Annotated in this window: 15 protein-coding genes; 4 read left to right on the top strand and 11 right to left on the bottom strand. The window is 68.5% G+C overall.

Annotated features, from left to right (window positions below; all coding sequences use genetic code 11):
- The first annotated feature begins 90 nt into the window (after positions 1-90).
- Positions 91-756 carry a DUF7504 family protein gene (locus U5918_RS06570; protein ID WP_336000359.1) on the top strand — a complete coding sequence of 222 codons (666 nt, stop codon included), beginning with the start codon at positions 91-93 and terminating at the stop codon, positions 754-756.
- A gap of 12 nt (positions 757-768) precedes the next feature.
- On the opposite strand, the gene U5918_RS06565 is transcribed toward U5918_RS06570, so the two are convergent.
- Both U5918_RS06565 and U5918_RS06560 read right to left on the bottom strand, forming a co-directional pair.
- Complete coding sequence (locus U5918_RS06565; RefSeq protein WP_336000357.1) at positions 769-930, bottom strand: hypothetical protein; 162 nt, start codon at positions 928-930, stop codon at positions 769-771.
- 37 nt (positions 931-967) lie between these two features.
- Positions 968-1,195: a hypothetical protein gene (locus U5918_RS06560; RefSeq protein ID WP_336000356.1), complete on the bottom strand. Its 228-nt coding sequence runs from the start codon at positions 1,193-1,195 to the stop codon at positions 968-970.
- 268 nt (positions 1,196-1,463) lie between these two features.
- Here U5918_RS06560 and U5918_RS06555 point away from each other — a divergent pair, with 268 nt between their 5' ends.
- On the top strand, positions 1,464-2,807 hold the full coding sequence (locus tag U5918_RS06555) for an RNase J family beta-CASP ribonuclease (protein ID WP_336000355.1): 1,344 nt from the start codon (positions 1,464-1,466) through the stop codon (positions 2,805-2,807).
- A gap of 303 nt (positions 2,808-3,110) precedes the next feature.
- Here U5918_RS06555 and U5918_RS06550 read toward each other — a convergent pair whose 3' ends face one another.
- A complete protein-coding gene (locus tag U5918_RS06550) occupies positions 3,111-4,022 on the bottom strand; it encodes a serine/threonine-protein kinase RIO2 (protein ID WP_336000354.1) in 912 nt (303 codons plus the stop codon).
- A 144-nt stretch (positions 4,023-4,166) separates the two neighbouring features.
- Here U5918_RS06550 and U5918_RS06545 point away from each other — a divergent pair, with 144 nt between their 5' ends.
- Positions 4,167-6,044 (top strand): histidine kinase N-terminal 7TM domain-containing protein, encoded by a 1,878-nt coding sequence (locus U5918_RS06545; protein WP_336000353.1) that lies wholly within the window; start codon positions 4,167-4,169, stop codon positions 6,042-6,044.
- A 55-nt stretch (positions 6,045-6,099) separates the two neighbouring features.
- On the opposite strand, the gene U5918_RS06540 is transcribed toward U5918_RS06545, so the two are convergent.
- The 6 genes from U5918_RS06540 to U5918_RS06515 form a co-directional block, all read right to left on the bottom strand.
- Entirely contained in the window at positions 6,100-7,329 is a 1,230-nt protein-coding gene (locus U5918_RS06540; protein ID WP_336000352.1) for a hypothetical protein, read from the bottom strand.
- Positions 7,319-8,728 (bottom strand): signal peptidase I, encoded by a 1,410-nt coding sequence (locus tag U5918_RS06535; protein WP_336000351.1) that lies wholly within the window; start codon positions 8,726-8,728, stop codon positions 7,319-7,321. Before U5918_RS06535 ends, U5918_RS06540 begins: the two co-directional genes overlap by 11 nt.
- Complete coding sequence (locus tag U5918_RS06530; RefSeq protein ID WP_336000350.1) at positions 8,721-9,719, bottom strand: hypothetical protein; 999 nt, start codon at positions 9,717-9,719, stop codon at positions 8,721-8,723. The genes U5918_RS06535 and U5918_RS06530 overlap by 8 nt, the downstream gene beginning before the upstream one ends.
- 196 nt (positions 9,720-9,915) lie before the next feature.
- Positions 9,916-11,382 (bottom strand): vWA domain-containing protein, encoded by a 1,467-nt coding sequence (locus tag U5918_RS06525; RefSeq protein WP_336000349.1) that lies wholly within the window; start codon positions 11,380-11,382, stop codon positions 9,916-9,918.
- A gap of 93 nt (positions 11,383-11,475) precedes the next feature.
- Positions 11,476-12,306 carry a SipW-dependent-type signal peptide-containing protein gene (locus tag U5918_RS06520; protein ID WP_336000348.1) on the bottom strand — a complete coding sequence of 277 codons (831 nt, stop codon included), beginning with the start codon at positions 12,304-12,306 and terminating at the stop codon, positions 11,476-11,478.
- A 116-nt stretch (positions 12,307-12,422) separates the two neighbouring features.
- Positions 12,423-13,202, bottom strand: coding sequence for a SipW-dependent-type signal peptide-containing protein (locus U5918_RS06515; protein WP_336000347.1), 780 nt, complete (start codon positions 13,200-13,202; stop codon positions 12,423-12,425).
- A 303-nt stretch (positions 13,203-13,505) separates the two neighbouring features.
- On the opposite strand from U5918_RS06515, the gene U5918_RS06510 reads away from it, so the two are divergent.
- The gene (locus U5918_RS06510) at positions 13,506-14,039 is read left to right on the top strand and encodes a DUF7344 domain-containing protein (protein WP_336000346.1); all 534 of its coding nucleotides are present in this window, start codon (positions 13,506-13,508) and stop codon (positions 14,037-14,039) included.
- Between the two features lie 27 nt (positions 14,040-14,066).
- Here U5918_RS06510 and U5918_RS06505 read toward each other — a convergent pair whose 3' ends face one another.
- Complete coding sequence (locus U5918_RS06505; protein ID WP_336000345.1) at positions 14,067-14,657, bottom strand: DUF7344 domain-containing protein; 591 nt, start codon at positions 14,655-14,657, stop codon at positions 14,067-14,069.
- A 240-nt stretch (positions 14,658-14,897) separates the two neighbouring features.
- A complete protein-coding gene (locus tag U5918_RS06500; RefSeq protein WP_336000344.1) occupies positions 14,898-16,820 on the bottom strand; it encodes a helix-turn-helix domain-containing protein in 1,923 nt (640 codons plus the stop codon).
- Positions 16,821-16,898 lie beyond the last annotated feature (78 nt).

Raw genomic sequence — 16,898 nt, 5'->3', positions numbered from 1 at the left:
AGGAACAGCAATGACACGTGACAACCACCTCCCCCAGTCCGACAGTAGCGCAGCCCCCAGCGACCCGTGCCCCCGCGGTGGTGGGCCGGGATGAGTTCGAACCCCGACCCGGAGATCGACGGCACGGACGCTCCGATCGAGTTCCCCGAATCCGTCGCCACCGGGACCACGGTCCTGCTCTGCGGGTTCGACCCGACCGAGTACGCGCTGGGCCTTCGCGCGCTCGCGCAGTTCGGCGGCCCCGAGGACGACGCGGTCGTCGTGACCACGACGCGCGGCGCCGAACCGACCATCGAGCGGTACGACTCGCTCGCCCCGGCCGATTCGACCCCGTCGCTTCGCGTCGTCGACATGGTCTCGGAGGGCCAGTCCATCTCGGCCACCTACGGCGAGGTGCCGACCGTCTTCACGCCCTCGCAGGGCGACACCGAGCGGCTGGTGCTGGCGCTCTCGGAACTGACCGGGCGCAAAGTGATCGACGGGGAGCGCCACCTCGTGGTCCGGTCGCTCTCGCCGATGCTTTCGGCCGCGTCGACGGCCCGGGTCACCGACGTCCTCGATCGGATCTCCGGACTTCGGACCGCCGACGGGCTGGCGGTGTTCGCCCTCGATTACACGGCCCACGACGAAGACACGGTCTCGACGGTCGCGGAGACGGCCGACCGCGTCTGCTGGGTCACGAAACGCGCCGACGGGCGCTTCGAGACGGACCTGCGCTCGACGCGCGCGGCCGTCGGCCGTCCGGTCGGCGAGTGACCCGAACTGCCGTCAGTCGCTCCGTACCTCGGCGGTGATCCCTTGGACCGTCTCGTACTCCTCCTTCGAGTAAGCGATGACGCGCACGTCCGACAACGTGTCGGCTCGTAACGCCCACACGGCGTGGCAGACGGTCCGGGCGCCGTCGGCGAAGGCGTGGCCCGCGGCTCCCACCTGCGGCCACTAAAATCCGGAGGGCGGGCCCGCCGTCTCACGACGACCGATCGAGTCGCTCGTGTCCGAAGACGTCCCCCTCGGTCGTGATCCGGACCCGGTGGTCGTAGGCGTCCGCGTAGGTGTGCGTCCGGAACTCCACGACCCAGACCCCCTCCGCGCGCTCCACGTCGAGGACGTCGCCGAGTTCGCCGACGCAGTGCTCGTCGGCGTACGCTTCGGCCAGTTCGGTCGCGGTCTCGGCCTCGCTGACGGTCCCCTCCATGGACGACGGTACGACGCGTGCGCGGGAAAGTCACACGCCCACACTCGACCGCGACGCCGGTGGGCCCTGGGACCGTCATCCTCGGGTATTTACGTCGCGGCCCCGAAGGCTAGGTACCTGAAAGACGCGCCGTCCCCGGGACGGGCGTGACGCGCGGTCGGTCGAACGCGGGACGCCCTCGTTCTTCGTCCGCGATACGTTTACGCCCGAACCTCCTTCACAGGCGCACTCCACCGAGTTCTGGGACTGTGCTGATCGGACTCCAACAGTGGAAATTGAAATCGCGACGATCGGCGGTTACGAGGAGGTCGGGCGGCAGATGACTGCGGTGCGTGCGGGCGAGGACATCGTCGTCTTCGACATGGGGTTGAACCTCTCGAAGGTCCTGATTCACGACAACGTCGAGACCGAGCGGATGCATAGCCTGGACCTGATCGACATGGGCGCCATCCCCGACGACCGGGTGATGCGCGACCTCGAGGGCGAGGTCAAGGCCATCGTGCCGACCCACGGTCACCTCGACCACATCGGCGCCATCTCGAAACTGGCCCACCGCTACGACGCACCGATCGTGGCGACCCCCTTTACCCTCGAACTCGTCAAAGAGGAGATCAACGACGAGGGCAAGTTCGACGTCCAGAACGACCTGATCGAGATGGAGGCCGGCGAGACGATGTCCATCGGCGAGCGCACCGAACTCGAGTTCGTCAACGTGACCCACTCGATCATCGACGCGATCAACCCCGTCCTCCACACCCCCGAAGGCGCCGTCGTCTACGGGCTGGACAAGCGGATGGATCACACCCCCGTGATCGGCGACCCGATCGACATGAAGCGCTTCCGCGAGATCGGCCGGGAAGGAAACGGCGTCCTCTGTTACATCGAGGACTGCACGAACGCGAACAAGAAGGGCCGCACCCCGAGCGAGGCCGTCGCCCGGCGCCAGCTCAAAGACGTGATGTACTCCCTCGAGGACTACGACGGCGGCATCGTCGCCACCACCTTCTCTAGCCACATCGCGCGGGTCACCTCGCTCGTCGAGTTCGCCGAGGACATCGGCCGCCAGCCCGTCCTGCTGGGTCGCTCGATGGAGAAGTACTCCGGCACCGCCGAACGGATCGGTGCGGCGTCGTTCCCCGACGACCTGGGGATGTACGGCCACCGGAAATCCGTCGATCGAACCTTCAAGCGGATCATGAACGAGGGCAAGGAGAACTTCCTCCCCGTCGTGACGGGTCACCAGGGCGAACCCCGGGCGATGCTCACCCGGATGGGCCGCGGCGAGACGCCGTACGAACTGACCGAGGGTGACAAGGTCATCTTCAGCGCGCGCGTCATCCCGGAACCGACCAACGAGGGCCAGCGCTACCAGTCCGAGAAACTCCTCGGGATGCAGGGCGCCCGGATCTACGACGACGTGCACGTCTCGGGCCACCTCCGTCAGGAGGGCCACTACCAGATGCTGGACGCGCTCGAACCCCAGCACGTCATCCCCGCCCACCAGGACATGAAAGGGTTCTCCGGCTACGTCGACCTGGCCGGACACAAGGGGTACGACCTGGGCCGCGACCTCCACGTCACCTCGAACGGCAACACGATCCAGCTGGTCTAGACCGTCGCCGTTCGGTTTTCGGCGATTCGAGTCTTCCGTTTCGACCGTTTACCGACCGTGAGCGACGTCATCACCGCGAAAGCAGGACACCTCGAGCGCCGGGACCAGTCGAACGGGCCGGAGAACCACTATCGACGACTCTCGAACGGTCTCGGAACACCGCGGGCTGCGCCCCTGGTCTCACATTTGATATAGCGATCTGTGATTTATCGGTATGTTACGCGCGAGTCCACTCGGGGTGGGCAGAACACCAGAAAAACGCTTCTTCCGTCCGAAAACTGGCGATTCAGTGCGTCTGACCGCTCACTCGGACCGGTGGTCGGCGACGGTCTCGAAGGCGCCCTCGGCGATGGCCCTGGCGAGGTCGTCGATCTCGACGTCGCCGATCTGCTGGGGGTACTTCCGCTTGAAGTAGGACGCGAGGTTCTCGACGTCCCGGGCCAGGAACTCGCGGGCGTTCTCGTGGTCGGTCGGGACGGCCTGGGGCCAGTCGAAGACGGTCACGCCGTCTTCGCCGACGAAGACGTTGTACTCGCTCATGTCCGCGTGGACGTACCCCTCCTCGTAGGCCGTCTCCAGTTCCGCCAGGATCAGGTCCAGGACCGGGACGACCTGCTCGGGTTCGAGTTTCGTCCGCGAGAGCTCGGTCGCGTCGATGCGCTCCATCACGATGGCGTGGCGGTTCTGATCCACCGGTCGCGGGACGCTCACGTCGGGATAGAGCGTCTCGAGGGCGTCGTACTCACGTTCGGCCGCTTTCCGGGCGGTGTACTGCCAGGAGACGTGGTCCCGATCCGAGGTGTAGTCCCGCTCTTTCATCACTTCCCGGAAGTTGGTGTACCCCTCGCGGTGGTACTTCAGGGCCAGGGGCTTGTACGATCGGACCTCGTAGACGTCGCTCTCCTTGCCGACGCCCAGGGGCGCGCCGAACTCGGAGACAGACTCGCGTTCGATGAAGGTGTGCAGCGCCAGGGCGTCGTAGCCCTCGAAGGTGAGCTTGAACCCCTGGTACTGGATCGTCTTTCGTTCGATCAGCCCGCGGTCTTCACAGCGGTCCAGCCGGTAGTCGACGTTCTCCGGCGAGAGCCGCGAGAACTCCGGGAGCTTCCCCCGCGCCACCCACTCCGAGAAGCGCATCCCCTGCTCTATGCCCGAGAGCAGGTGGAAATCCTCGGGTTCGAGCTCCCGCATCAGCGGGGCGACGTTTTCGACCATTACAGGGGCGTAGCGGCCCGATCCGTAAAAGCCCGACGCGTCCGCCTTCTGGCGGTCGTAAATCGCATGGCGCGATATCGAATCCTGCCCGACCCGCGTGAAAGGGGCCGTGAAGGGCACGCTTTTTGTACTGCAATGACAAGTATGCTCGTTCACATGGACGTGGCCTGGCAATACGCGCCGTCCATGCTTCTGTTGCTGGCGGCGGGGGTCCTGTCGACGGGCATCGCGTCCTACGGGCTCCTCGCGCTCCGGCGGTCGGGGCGCTCGCTCCTGGTGGCGGCGTTCGTGGTCCTCAACCTGGCCGTCGCGGAGTGGGCGCTCGTCTACGCGGTGCAGGTCGCCAGCCCGACGCTCGCGGCCAAGACCGTCGCGTACAACCTCCTCCACATTGGCGGGGTCCTGGTGCCGCCGGCGTGGGTCGTCTTCGCCGCGGCCTACGCTGATCGCGACCGATGGATCACTCCCGTCACGGTTGGCGCGTTGCTGGTCGTCCCCGCGGCGTTGTTGGTCACGCTCCCGACGAACCCATGGTCACTCGCGGTGACCGACGTTCGACTGGTTCGAGTCGGTGGTATCGTGTCCCTGGAGACGGGAACCGGGCCGGTCTACCAGCTCTTCCTGGCGTACTCCTACGTCCTGTTGCTGGCCGGGAGCGCGCTCGTCGCGGGCGCCGCGCTCAGTGGCGAGCGCCTCTACAGCGCACAGTCCGCGCTCCTGCTGGCCGGTGCGACCGTGCCCCTGGGCTTCAACCTGGTCGAGATGACCGGCGTCACGCCGCTGGGTAGCCCTGGGATCAACTACACGCCAGTGTCGCTGTCGATATCGGCACTCCTGTTCGGCATTGCGCTGTTCCGCTACCGGTTGTTCGACCTCCAGCCGGTCGCTCGCAGGACGGTCTACGAGCACGTCCGCGAGGGCGTCGTCGTCCTGAACGCGGCCGAACGCGTCGTCGGGACGAACGACGCGGCGCGGCGACTGCTCGCCGACGCCGACGCGGGCGAGTCCGACCGACCAGCGGGATCCGACGACGGGGCTATCGGCAGGACGGCGGCCGCCGTCCTGCCGGAGTACGAACGCCTCGGCGACGACCCGGGGGAATCGGTGACGCTCACGTTCGATAGCCGGGGCCGGAAACGGTACGTGGAGGCTCGCCGCTCGCCGCTCGAACGGGACGGGCGACGACGGGGCTGGGTCGTCCTCTTCCGCGACGTGACCGCCCGCGAGGAGTCGCTCCGGGAGGTCCGACGCCGCAACGAGCGCCTGGACGAGTTCGCCAACGTCGTGGCCCACGACCTCCGGAACCCGCTCGACGTCGTCGCCGGCCACGCCCGACTGGCCCGCGAGACCGGCGACGAGGACCACCTCGACACCATCGAGGCCACCACGACCCGGATGGGCCGACTGCTGGAGAACGTTCTCCGACTGGCTCGTAGCGGCCGGACCATCTCCGAGCCGCGACCGGTCGCCGTCGCGGACGCGGCTGGCGACGCCTGGTCGTACGTCGACGCCGAGGCCGCGGCCCTGACCGTCGAGACCGACGCCACCGTCACCGCTGATCCCGACGCCCTCGGACAGCTCTTCGAGAACCTGTTCCGGAACGCTGTCGAACACGGTTCGACAGGCCATCGGACGACGTCCGATGACGCCGTGGAGCACGGCTCTCCGAACCCTGACTCGCAGGATCGTCAGAACAACGTCGAGCACAGCACGACGACCGGCCCCTCGGCAGCCGACGAGGCCACCGGGGAGACCGATCCCGCTGTCACGATACGCGTCGGCGAACTGGCCGACAGAGACGGCCTCTACGTGGCCGACGACGGAGCGGGGTTCGACGGCGACCCGACGACGGTGTTCGATCCGGGCTTCTCGACCGACGCCGACGGGACCGGCCTCGGGCTGCACGTCGTCGAACAGATCGCCGACGCCCACGAGTGGGACCTCACCGCCCGGGACGCCGACGGCGGCGGATTCCGGATCGACATCGAGGGCGTGGAGTTCACCGAGCGAGCGACGGACTAGAAACGGTGGCGACCGCCTGCGTCATGCCCCTCTGCCGTCCCCGTGATCGCGCCGGCTAGCCGTCGTCGGTATCGGTGCCCGAGGTGCTGTCGTCTTTGCTGCCGTCAGTGGTGGTGTCGTCAGTCGTCCCATCTGTGGTGCTGCCGTTCGAGGTGGTGTCGCCAGAAGAAGAGCTATCCTCAGTGGTGGAATCGTCTGTGCTGCCGTCGGTGGTGGAATCGTCTGTGCTGCCGTCGGTGGTGGAATCGTCTGTGCTGCCGTCGGTGGTGGAATCGTCTGTGCTGCCGTCGGTGGTGGAATCGTCCGAGCTGGTGTCGCCAGAAGAAGTGCTATCGTCAGTGGTGGAATCGTCCGAGCTGGTGTCGCCAGAAGAAGTGCTATCGTCAGTGGTGGAATCGTCCGAGCTGGTGTCGCCAGAAGAAGTGCTATCGTCAGTGGTGGAATCGTCGGTTGTACTGTCAGTGGTGGTTCCGTCAGTGGTCGAATCGTCGGCGGTCGTGCCAGTGTCGTCGCCAATGTCCGTGGAGTCGGTGTCGTCACCGCCGTCGTCGGCTCCATCGGCCGTCTCGCTGCCGTCCGCGTCACCGGATCTGTCGGTCTCGGTCGACCCGGTGTCGGAATCGGTGGTCCCGTCGTCGGGCGTCGTGTCTCCCTCGTCACTCGCCGTCTCGCCATCGTCGACGGGTTCGTCGTTACTGCCTTCGTGGGCATCATCTTGTCCGTCGTCGGAGTCGGTCGCCTGGTCACCGTCTGCGCCCTCGGCATCGTCCGGCGAGTCAGTGGTCGGCGTCGTCTCGGATCCATCGCTGTCCCCGATTACCGCCCGTGGCAGGCCGACCGGCTTCGACGCCTCCTCGCCGTCCCCGGACGGAGCGTCGTCGGTCTGGTTACCGTCGTCGTCGGGCTCCGCGTCCGTGCCGTTCGCGGCGTCGGTCGCGTCCGAGGTGTTGCCGATCGACCCGGTGTCTGCCGAGTTACTGCCGTTCGAATCGTTCTTCTCGGAACTGTCGGCGGCGCCCCCGTGCTGGGCCACCCCGAGGCCGTCCGGGCTGGAGGCGTTCCCGTCGGTGGCGTTCGAAGCGGTCACATTGCCCAGCGACAGCCCGTCGACGGGTGCGGTCCCGCTGAAACTGACCGTCAGGTTCTCGCCGTCGGTGAGGAACGCGCCGGTTCCCTCGGGGTTCGCGATGGCGAACGCGAGCACGCCGCTGCCGGCGAACACGAGTGCGACCGCCAGCCCGAGCGTCAGCACGGTCCGCAGCGGGAGGGGCTGGCTACTCGTCATCCGTGCCTCCGTTGCCGTTGCGGGCGTGATCGTGTGTCTCGGGCGGCTTCGAGGCGGCGACCTCGCCGCCCTCTCGCGGGCCCGTGATCTCGTTCCAGTCCGGCTCGGCGGTGCCGTCCGCGTCGTCACCGTCCGGAGAACCGTCGTCGGTGAGGTGGTCCGGGAGGTAGTCGACGACGGTCTCGCGGTCGCCGGTCCCGTCGGTGCAGGGCGTGTAGGCCACGCCGTCCCGGAAGAGGAACAGGCGATCGGCGTCGGGGTCGCGGACGACGACCGAGCCGTCGGCCGCGCTCGACTCTCTGAGCGACGCCGCCGAGTCGACCTCGAGCACCGGCCACGTCCGCAGCCGATCGGGCACCCGTCCGACGGCGATCGGTGCCGGCGCTCGCGTCGCCCCCCGGTCCTCCCCGTCGTCGAGACGGCGGTCGGCGTACAGGACGAGCCCGGCCAGTAGCCCCGCGGTGAACAGGCCGGTCCCCACGGTCGTTGCGGCGACCGACTCGTTGCGGAGGCCGACCCAGCCCGCCAGGAGGCCGGCGGCGCCAAGCCCCACCGCGGCCACCAGGAGCGTCAGGGAGCTGACCGTCAGGCCGCCGTCATCGGATGACGCGGAGGCGTTCGAGGGGCCGGAGGGGTCGGGCGGGGCGCCGTCGCCGTCGGACGGCGGTCCCTCGCCCCAGTCGTCGACCGCACGGTCGGTGTGGGGGTCCGCGGGCGATCCGCCGTCGGCGCGGCCGGCATCCGCGGACCGAACGGTCCGGATCGCGCTGTCGACCGCCAGCAGCCCGAATGGGACGATCACCAGCAGGAGCATTCCGAGTTTCGTCCCGCCGAAGGTGATGAAGTGACCCACGAGCGGGATCGAGAAGAGGATCGGCCCGACGCCGGGCACGTCGACGGACGGCACCCTGCCGACGAGATCGGCGGCCTGGACGGTCCCGCGGTCCGCGTTCTCGTTGTTGTCCCCCTTGGTGACGAACTCACGGCCGTCGCCGGTCTCCTGGACTTCGATCACCCGGTGGGTCGTCGGGGGCGCGCTCGCGCTGCCGCCGAAGGTGATCACGTCGCCGCTCTCGATGGATTCGGGGGCGGTCTCCGCGACCAGGATCACCGAGCCGGTCTCGATGGTCGGCTCCATGCTCCCGCTGAGCACGACGAAACTGTGCTGGGCGCCGGCCAGTTGCGGGATCGCGAACACCACGAACGGCGCGACCAGGGCGACGAACACGACGACCGCGAGGACGCGCAGGACGTCCCGTGCGGTCCACGCCGAGACGGTCTCGGCGGGCGACCAGTCGGCGAACCGGGCCCGCGCCCGGTCGACTGATACCGTTTCGTCCTGCGATTCCACATCTTCCCGTGGCTCCAGTTCGTCTCGTTGCTCGGGCGCCTCAGGCATCGCGATCACCCCCGTCGCTCGGCGTCTCGAAGTCCCCCTCGTACTTCAGGCCGGAACGCCCGGGACAGGGCCTCGGATTCGAGCGGGGCGGATCCGTCTCGCTATCGGGGAATGCGGACCCCTGCTGCTCGTACGTGTCGTCGCCCCCTCCGGTGACGAACGTGCCCGGACCAGCGTCGCGGAAGACGTCGAGCGCGGGGCCGTGTTTCAGCAGGACCGTAGCCAGCGAGTCGGGGGCCGTCTGGAGGGTCAGCGTGTCGCCGTCGACCTCGAAGTCGAGATCCTCGTCCCGGATGGTCGTGCCTGACTCGGCGCAGAATCCGACCCAGCTGATATCGCGCCCGGTCGGCGGGTCGTCGCAGTCGCTCGTCTCCGCGCAGTCGACGGCGCAGGTCGCCCCCTCCCAGGGCGCCACCGCGGCGGCGTTCGCCACGTTGCGCGCCTGTGTGGCGTGGAACTCGACGCCGATCTCCACGCTCGCGTCCTCCTCGAGGGATTCCTCGAGCGACCATTCGAGGTCCAGACAGCGCGTCTCGCCGGCGTCCACTGCACGGCCATCGGCCAGCGCCGTCCCGGCGCGGAGCGCCGAGAGGACGTCACAGAGTCGGCCGCGTTCGAGCGTCCGGCCGGCGCGGCCGCAGGGTCCGTCCGAGACGGTGAGTTCGAGTCGGTCGGCGAGCCCGCAGGCCTCGGGCGGACAGGTCGTGCGGACGTGGAGATAGGCGGGATTGGTGTACTCGGGGAGTCGGTACTCGACCGTCTCCGAGCCGGTCGAGCCGGCGTCGGGGCCGACCACGATGGACAGCGGTCGGTCGCAGTCGTCGTGGGTCCAGCAGGTCTCGAGGTCCAGGCTGCCGGCGGCGACCGAGACGCCGTCGACGGACTCGCCGTCGGTCAGCATCCCGGCCGTCCCGCCGACCCCGGCCCCCAGCACCCCCGCCCCCGCGACCGCGCGGAGCACCTGTCTGCGTGAGATCGAATCGTTCCCCATAGCCACCTGTTACTCGACCGATATTCAGGACGGTTCGATCATATCTATTCCCTCGTTTGAGCCGGTTTAGCGCGAGGTTAAACCGGATTCGCGGCGAAACGGGTGGGTGGAAAACGCGCGCCGAATCGCTGGACTCGGTGCCCTACGTGCCGATCGGAGCGGGATCGCGAAAAACGAGTGCGTCGCTCGTGGTGGTTCAGCTCTGGACCGAGCGGGCGCCGTCGTTGTTGCGGCACTGCTCGGTGTAGAAGCCGAGGTCGAAGCTCACTTCGTCGCCCTGGATCTCGTTGCCGACCTCGAGCGGGACCCACCAGCGCACGCCGATGCAGTGGCTGGTCTGGGCCGCGAAGCAGTCGCGCTCCTCTGCGGTGTCGCCTGCCCCGTAGCCCATCTCGCCGGTGCCGTCGAGGGGCACCATCCCGTCGTTGTTCTCGATGATGGACATCGCTTCGGCGAGCGTGACGGGCGAGTCGTGTTCGCCGTCGCCCACGCCGAGGATGACCTGCTCGCCCGAGGTCACGACCTGGGCGATGTCCGCGTAGATGCTCTGCAGGTCCGAAGCGCTCGGGGCGACGTAGGCGTCGTCCGGACTCGAGGCGATGCTCTCCATGAACGTCTGGTTGACGTTGCTGCCGAGGGCGATGGTGAACACGCGGATGCCGTCGTCCTTCGCCGCGGTGGCGGCCGCCGCGGTCGCTGACTCGGAGTCCGGCGTGCCGTCGCCGAGGACGATCATGACCTTGTTCGCGCCCGCGGTCGCGTTGGTCCCGTTCAGCAACTCGTCGGCGGCTTCGTCGATTCCGCCGTCCATGTTCGTCGAGCCGTTCGCCGTGTAGTTGTTGATCTCGTCTTTGACCGCCTGGTAGTCGGTGGTCAGCGGCTGGTCGACGCTCGCGCTACTCGCGAACGAGACGGCGGCCGCCTCGTCGGGCGCGGCGAGCTGGTCGACGAAGTTCGTCGCTGCCACTTGCAGGTCGCCGATCGAGTCGGTCATCGAACCGGAGACGTCGCTGACGAGGGCGACCTCCAGTTCCTGGCCCTCCTCCTCGCTGCTGCGGTCGAGCTGGTTGTCGCAGTCCTCGTCGTACCAGATCTCGACGAAGGTGTTCTCGGCGAGTTCGCCGTCGTCCGTCGCACCGTCGTCGAGTTCGGCCTCCTCCGGCTCCGTGGTCGCGCCGCCGGACTGGCTGAAGTCGTCGGCCGTGAGCCAGATGTAGCCGGGGTTGTCACAGAGGTGGAGGCTGAACGTGATCTCGCCCTCGTCACCGGGCTTGACGTCCGAGAGCGACACCAGGTTCGCCTGGTCGCCGAAGTTCTCCTCGTAGTCGCCGCTGAGGTTCTGGCAGGTGAGGTGGTCGACGATGTTGCGGCTCTCGTCGCTGTAGCGCACCACGCCGTCCTGAACCTGCAGGGACTGCTCGCCGTCGCCGTCGTGGTCGGGGTGGGCGTTGACGAACTCCGGCTGTTCGGTCGGGCCGGCGTAGATCTGCTGCCAGTCGACCTTCAGGTCGAGCGTGCCGGCGGTCAGGGTGTTGTTCTCGAACGATTCCGTGTCGCTGAACAGCGCGCTCGTGCCGAGGCCGGCACCGGCGCTGGCGAGGCCCGCCGTACCGAGGCCGGCCAGGACGCGTCGCCGCGAAAGCTGAATGTTGTCGTCGGTCATGTGTACCCCCTCGCGGGGAAACCCACCGGCGGAGTCGAACCGCCGTCCGCGACCGCGTGTGCGCGGTCGAGGTGCCAGCGTGGGCGTCGCACCTCAGGACCCGTCGAACGGCGTCGGGTTGTTGCGGACCTGCTCGGCGTCGAACCGCATCGTGAACGTCAGCTCGTCGCCCTGGATCTCGTTGCCGACACCCACGGGTAGCTCGAGGCACTGGTAGAACCACGCCGCGTTGCCGGTGCCGTTGGTCTCGACCGCCATCGGATCGCCGTTGCCGTCCCGCAGGGTGACGCCCGTCTCGTAGACGGCGTGGGCCTCGTTCATCGTCGTGTAGTGCGCGCCACCGGGCGTGGTGCCGTCGAGGTCCGTCGGCTCCTCGTAGGCGGCCAGGCCGCTGTTCGCGTTGTCGGTCGTGGAATCGAGGCCTTCGAGGTACTGCCGGTCGTCACCCAGATTGTCGTAGGTCGCCCAGACCGTCGAGAGCAGGGCGTCGCCCAGGTCCCCGGGCGAGGCGGTGTCGGTCTCCGATTCGGGATTGGCACCCTCGGCGTTCACGTAGTCGTCGTCGACGGAGGTGACCTGGACGTGGCCGGGGTTGCCGACGACCTCGGCGTTCCACTCGAGGATGAGCCAGTCGCCCGGCTTCAGGTCGGCCACCGAGACGGTCACCGCCTGGCCGTCGGCTGTGTCCTTGGGCGTGATCGTCGTGTTGTCACGCACGATATCGGTGCTGTGGACCACGTTGTCCACGCTGACGCGCATGTTCAGCGCGCCGGCGGTGAGCTGGTTGTCGTCGAACGATTCCTCGTCGCTGAACAGCGCGCTCGTCCCGAGTCCGGCGCCGACGCTGGCGACGCCGACGGTCCCGAGACCGGCCAGTAGCGACCGGCGCGAGAGCCGCGTGCCGCGGGTGTCGTCCTGTGTCATGGTTTGTGCCCGGGGTCCGGGCGAGGCCCACCGGCGGAGTCGAACCGCCGTCGTCGCGGGAGGCGACGAGCGCCGACGTGGGTGATCCGAGAGCGGCGGAGACGGGGCTGTCCTGATCAGGTACCGGGCGTGCCACTCGGCGTGCTGTCCGGCGTCCCGCTGTCGAAGGGATCGTCGTTGTTGCGGACCTGCTCGGACTCGAACAGGAGATCGAAGGTCAGCGAGTCCCCCTGGATCTCGTTGCCGACCGTCTCGGGGATCTCGAGCAGCAGGCAGAACTCGACGGCGTCCTCGCCGTCGCCGACTTCGGTGGGGTCCTCGCTGCCGCCGAGGGTGACGCCGCCCTCGTAGGTCGAGAACGCCTCTTCGAGGGTCGTGCCAGCGGGCGTCGTCGAGTCCAGATCGCTCAGGTAGTCCCGGGGTTCCTCGGAACTGACGGACTCGTCGAACTCGCCGTAGATCTCCGCGACGATGTTCTCCTCGAGTTCGCCCTCGCCGTTGTCGTCTTCCGGTTCGGGCTCGGTGTAGCCGTTCTCCTCGGAGACGAGATCGGCCGTGCTGACGTTGACGTAGCCCGGGTTGTCAGCGATGGAGATGTCGAAGCAGATGATCCCCCAGTCGCCGGGCTTGACGTCGTCGATCGAGATGCCGGAGACGGCCTCGCCGTCCGCCGTCGCGCTGAGGTCGACGGCCTCGCTCCAGTACTCGCTGGCCGCCTCGACCGTCGCCGTCACTTCCATGTCGAGCGTCCCGGCCGTGATCGTGTTGTCCTCGAACGATTCCTCGTCGCTGAACAGTGCACTGGTCCCCAGCCCCGCACCCGCGGACGCGACGCCGACGGTGCCGAGTCCGGCGAGCAGGCGCCGGCGGGACAGTCCGATGTGTTCCTCTGACATTGTGTATTCGCCCGCCCGGTGACCGGTGCGGACTCGACCGACCCCACGAACTATACCCCGTTAGATAATTGCCACCTCGCTGTGCAAACGGCCGATTCCACGCCGTTCAACGACTCGTTAGCCGTACTTGCGACCGGCTCGGAATCGTTGAACGAGTGGTTTGATCGACGTCGATCCACCATCGAACGGTTGAACCACCGGTTAGAGCGGGCCGAGAACGACCGGGAGGGGGTTCCTCCCGGTCCTGTAGCTCAAGCGAGTTGATAACTAAGCAACAGGCCCACCGAGATGGGGTGGAGAACGATGGGGGTACTCAGTCGCGAACGCACGGTGTCGGACGAGGAGATTCACGACATCCTGCGCAACTCGCGTCGGCGGGCGGTACTGGAACTGCTCCGCGAGTCGGTGGGGTCGATGTCCGTGCGGGAGCTGTCGGTGTCGGTCGCCGAGTCCGAGGCGGGGGAGTCCCCGCCGCCGACGAATCTCCGGCAGAGCGTCTACAACTCCTTGCACCAGACGCATCTCCCGAAACTCGACCGGGAGGGGATCGTCGTCTACGACAGCGACCGGAAGACGGTTCGCCTCGACGACCCCGCGAGCGAGGTCGACCTCTACATGGAGGTGATCACCCCGTACGGCATCACCTGGGCGGGGTACTACCGGACGCTCACGACCGTCGCCCTGCTCGCCCTGCTGGCCGCCGAACTCGAGGTCGCGCTGCTCGGTGCCATCGGAGCGCTGCCGCTGCTGATTCTCTTTTTGCTCGTTCTCGGGGCGTCGACGACCTACCAGCTCTGGTCGCGCCGCTGGGTCGTGTTGCGCGCGCTGGCGGACTGAGTGGTCGAACCGAACGGAGCGCTGCAGTTAGCGGAAACGCTCGAAAAACGAGGCGGGGAGGCCGACGCCCGCGGCGCCGACCCGGTAGGCGAGGACGGCCATGAGGACGACGAGCGTCGCGACGGCCGCGGTACCGCTCGATACGGCTTCGAACGGCGGGAGGCCGAACTCGCTCGCGCCGGCGACCGACAGACCGAGGGCGACGAGGGTCGCGTACGCCGCGGTCCAGGACGACGAGTCGCCGGCGCCATGGTCGGAGCTGTCCCCGCTCGATTCGAGGACGTCTTCGGCCCGTGGCCCGAGGTCGACCACCTTCTCCCGGTCATCGTAGGCCACGACGTCGAGGCGGTCGAGTTTCGGGAGGTGGGTCTGGTGGAGGGTGACGTAGACGCTGTTGCGCTTGTTCCGCGGCGGCGGTCGCTGGTCGGTCTCCGCGGTGGCGATCTCCTCGGCCAGGACGGACAGCTCGCGCGGCGCGTCCTCCCGGAGCAGCCCCAGCACGCGTCGTCGCCGCTCGTTGCTCAGCACCTCGTGGACGACCGTCTCGTCGAGCGACTCAAGAGTCTCCTCGCCCAGGTCTGCCGCCGCACCGTCGTGTGCAAGTTGCGATCGTGACATGGCTCCTGTCTATTGGCGAACCCGCGGCAGACGGCAGTCACACTCGCGACTCGGCGCGCGGGCGTCGGATCGAACCAGTCCCACCCGGTCGGGCACCCGCGTCTGGAGGGTCGTCGTCGGACGGCCACCACACCCCGCTGCCACCGCGTTCGTACCCGCTACACTGTCCGGTAGCGGCTAATAAGTCATACCCGCATGATCCGGTACCGCGCGACGCTCGAACCGCAAAACCGCCGGCCGTCACCGGGCCGAGTCGAGCACCGCGTCGAACAGTTTCCGCTGGGCGGCCCGGAGATGCTGGAGGAACGTCGACCGGCTGACGCCCAGGGTCTCGGCGAGTTCCTCGGAGTTGCAGCGTTTGGGACGCTCGAAGTAGCCGCCGCGGTAGGCCGTCTCCAGGGCCGTCCGCTGGCGCTCGGTCAGGGCGGCGGTCGGGTCCGCCCCGCGATCCTCGTCGAGGCGGTCGACGGTGCGATACGAGGCGACGGAGGCCTCGGGGAGGGCGTCGGTCACGCACCTGACGGCCCCCTGCACGTCGTCGCGCGCGTGGAAGGAGGCGACGACTGCGAGCCGGTCGTCGCGGAGCGCGACGGACTCGATGCGACCGCCGCGGTCGACGAGCAGGGAGTCGACGGTCGGCCGCGAGAGGACGACGCCCAGTCGCACCGCGTCCCCGTCGCTGCCCACGCGGCGCACCGCCTCGACGCCCGGGACCGACTCCGGATCCGGCACCGGGTCGACGGGGTCCGGGATCGAGACGACGTGCTGGACCGTCTCGTCGTCGTAGGGGACGGTCCCGTCGACGGTGACCGGTGCGTCGAACAGGTCGGTGACGGGGTAGGACTCGGCGGGGAGCGTGAGCGTAACCGCGACGCGTTCGCCGCTGAACAGCGCCCGCTGGAACGAGACGAACGCGATGGCGTACGCCAGCTGGTCGGCGAGATCCGAGAGCATCTCCCGCCAGCCGGCGTCGAAGGCTCCGGGCTCGGTCGTGTACGCGGCGACGACGCCGAAAGGCAAACCGTCGCGGCGCAGGGGGATCGCGCCGCCCGCAGCGATCGACGTCTCGGCCGCGGCGTCCGGGAGGTCCGGGGCCGCGGCGAAGACGGGCTCCCGGGTCTCGAGCGCGCGCACCCCGGGGTCGGCCGCGGCCCCCGCCCGCACCGCGTCGAGGTAGGCAGTGGCGGGCCCGGCCGCCTCGCGGACGACGGGCGAGCCGTCCGCGTCGTGGTCGCCGATCCAGACGAGCGCGTCGTCGCGGACGGCGGAAAGTCGCTCGCAGAAGGCCCGTTCGAGCCCGCTACGGGTCGACGCCGAGAGCAGCGCCTCGCGGACGCCCTCGCGCGTCGCCAGTTCGAGTTCGCGGGCGGCCTCCCGCTCGGCACGGGCCGTGATAGTCGTGAAGGTGTGACAGCGGCGGTCGGCACCGGTCAGGCGCGCCCCGCGGTGGAGGAACACCTGCCGGCCCTCGGTCGTCTGGCACTCGAGTTCGCACTGCTCGCCCAGCGGCGCGTCGCGGACCGCGGCGGGGAGCCGATCGATATCTCCGAAGGTCGCCTCGTAGGCGGGGTTCGTCGACTCGATATGCCCGTCCGCGTCGGCGATGGCGACGGGTTCGGGGATCGCCTCGAACAGTTCCGCGAAACGCTGCCGGCTCTCGGCCAGTCGGCGCTCCGTCCGCTGTCTGGTGACCGCTTTGCGGATGCGGGCCGCGAGCACTGCCGACTGGTCGGTGCCCGGTTCCTTGACGACGTAGTCGGTCACGCCCGCGGAGATGGCCCGGCTCGCGACCGACTCGTCGCCCCGGCCCGTCGTGAGGATGAAGGGGATCGTCGGGCGCGCTTCCCGGACCCGCGATAGCAGGTCGAGGCCGTCCAGCGGACCCATGTCGTAGTCGCTGACGACGCAGTCGACCGCGTCGACCGTGTCGGTCACCGTCAGGGGATCGGTGGTCGCCTCGACCGCGAACCGGTCGTCGCGACGCTCTAAGAGTTTCGCCTGCATCGACAGCCAGTCGGGGTTGTCGTCGACCAGCGCGACGACGATGGGCTCGCTCTCGGCGCCCGCCGCCGGGTCGACGACCAGCTCCTCAGCCGGCCCCCCGCGTCGCGAACCGCCCGCTCTGGCCCCGGATTCACGCCGTGTCTCGTCCGTTCTTCCCATGTGAACCCAGTCCCGTTCTCGTGACAACTAGTGATTGGTTTCCTCATTTATATTTACTCCCGTGTAGGAAAGGCTGCC

This window comes from Halorientalis sp. LT38 (assembly GCF_037031225.1).
Taxonomy (GTDB): domain Archaea; phylum Halobacteriota; class Halobacteria; order Halobacteriales; family Haloarculaceae; genus Halorientalis; species Halorientalis halophila.
The sequence above is the reverse complement of the archived record's forward strand: the minus strand, read 5'-3'. Positions and strand labels throughout refer to the sequence as shown.

What these genes read in the sequence shown, in the direction of transcription:
- U5918_RS06550 (WP_336000354.1), bottom strand. Translation starts at nt 4,022, where the DNA reads ATGGTCGAAAACGTCGCCCCGCTGATGCGGGAGCTCGAACCCGAGGAT.
- U5918_RS06560 (WP_336000356.1), bottom strand. Translation starts at nt 1,195, where the DNA reads ATGGAGGGGACCGTCAGCGAGGCCGAGACCGCGACCGAACTGGCCGAA.
- U5918_RS06535 (WP_336000351.1), bottom strand. Translation starts at nt 8,728, where the DNA reads ATGCCTGAGGCGCCCGAGCAACGAGACGAACTGGAGCCACGGGAAGAT.
- U5918_RS06525 (WP_336000349.1), bottom strand. Translation starts at nt 11,382, where the DNA reads ATGACCGACGACAACATTCAGCTTTCGCGGCGACGCGTCCTGGCCGGC.
- U5918_RS06510 (WP_336000346.1), top strand. Translation starts at nt 13,506, where the DNA reads ATGGGGGTACTCAGTCGCGAACGCACGGTGTCGGACGAGGAGATTCAC.
- U5918_RS06520 (WP_336000348.1), bottom strand. Translation starts at nt 12,306, where the DNA reads ATGACACAGGACGACACCCGCGGCACGCGGCTCTCGCGCCGGTCGCTA.
- U5918_RS06540 (WP_336000352.1), bottom strand. Translation starts at nt 7,329, where the DNA reads ATGACGAGTAGCCAGCCCCTCCCGCTGCGGACCGTGCTGACGCTCGGG.
- U5918_RS06530 (WP_336000350.1), bottom strand. Translation starts at nt 9,719, where the DNA reads ATGGGGAACGATTCGATCTCACGCAGACAGGTGCTCCGCGCGGTCGCG.
- U5918_RS06570 (WP_336000359.1), top strand. Translation starts at nt 91, where the DNA reads ATGAGTTCGAACCCCGACCCGGAGATCGACGGCACGGACGCTCCGATC.
- U5918_RS06545 (WP_336000353.1), top strand. Translation starts at nt 4,167, where the DNA reads ATGCTCGTTCACATGGACGTGGCCTGGCAATACGCGCCGTCCATGCTT.
- U5918_RS06500 (WP_336000344.1), bottom strand. Translation starts at nt 16,820, where the DNA reads ATGGGAAGAACGGACGAGACACGGCGTGAATCCGGGGCCAGAGCGGGC.
- U5918_RS06515 (WP_336000347.1), bottom strand. Translation starts at nt 13,202, where the DNA reads ATGTCAGAGGAACACATCGGACTGTCCCGCCGGCGCCTGCTCGCCGGA.
- U5918_RS06505 (WP_336000345.1), bottom strand. Translation starts at nt 14,657, where the DNA reads ATGTCACGATCGCAACTTGCACACGACGGTGCGGCGGCAGACCTGGGC.